Origin of the sequence: Spirillospora sp. NPDC048823, from assembly GCF_043198445.1 — a bacterium.
Classification (GTDB): Bacteria; Actinomycetota; Actinomycetes; order Streptosporangiales; family Streptosporangiaceae; genus Spirillospora.
Genome location: NZ_JBICUT010000057.1, coordinates 1 through 1,033, shown reverse-complemented (window position 1 = coordinate 1,033; position 1,033 = coordinate 1). Strand labels below are relative to the sequence as shown.

Here is a 1,033-nt window from a genome sequence, read left to right as displayed (position 1 = left end):
CTGCGGTCCTGGTGCGTGTATCTGATGGTCGCGCACGCGATCCCGGTGCACCGGGTCGCCGAGCTGGTCACCTCGCTGACCGGTGCCGAGCCCTCGCCCGGGTTCGTCCACGGCCTGCTCAAACGTGCCGCGGCGGCGGTGGAGCAGGCCAACCTGCGGATCCGGGCTCTGCTCACCCTCGCGCATGTGGTGTGCTGCGACGAGACCCCGGTCCGGGTCGGCCCTGGCAAGGCCAAGAAGTATCTGCTGGTCGCCTCCACCGGCCTGTTCACCTGGTACATGCTCGGCGACCGCACCATGAAGACGTTCAGGGACTTCATCATCGCCGACCTGACCGGCGTGATCGTGCACGACCGCTACCAGAACTACGACTCGGCCGAGCTCGGCGCCCGCGACCACCAGCTGTGCTGCGCTCACCTGCTGCGTGACCTGGCCGACTGCGCCGAAACCTACCCCGGCGCGGCCTGGCCGGTCCAGATCGCCGAGGCCCTGCAAGGGCTGATCCACGCCGCCAACCTCGCCCGCGCCCAAGACGCCGGCGCGATCCCCGCGGGCACCCTGGCGATGTGGACCCGCAGCTTCCGGCACGGGGTCCGCATCGGCCTGGCCGAGGTCCGCCGCATCCCCGGACCGGCCAAGACCGTGACCCAGCCGATCGGCCGGGTCCTGCTGGAAGTGCTGCGTGACCGCCAGGACGACGTCCTGCGCTTCACCCGCGACCTGCGCATTCCCCCGACCAACAACCAGGCCGAACGCGACGTCCGCCCGGCCAAAACCCAGCAGAAGATCTCCGGCAGGCTCCGCTCTGAGAAGACCACCGAACACCGGTACGCCGTCCGGGGTTACCTCTCCACCGCCGCCAAACACGGCATCGATATCCTCACCGCGACACGCGACGCACTCCTGGGACGCCCCTGGATGCCACCCGACCCCGCCCCAGCCTGACCACCTCGAAACCGGCCCAAGCACACCCTCCCGCGATCACCCACAGCGATCACGCAACACCGAAACGTGCCGGTGCTGAATGCTTACG

At 69.4% G+C, this 1,033-nt stretch carries 1 protein-coding gene; it reads left to right on the top strand.

Annotated elements, in window-relative coordinates; genetic code table 11:
- On the top strand, positions 1-945 hold a 945-nt coding region (locus ACGFK0_RS37695), incomplete at its 5' end, for a transposase (RefSeq protein ID WP_392913583.1).
- Between the last annotated feature and the right edge of the window lie 88 nt (positions 946-1,033).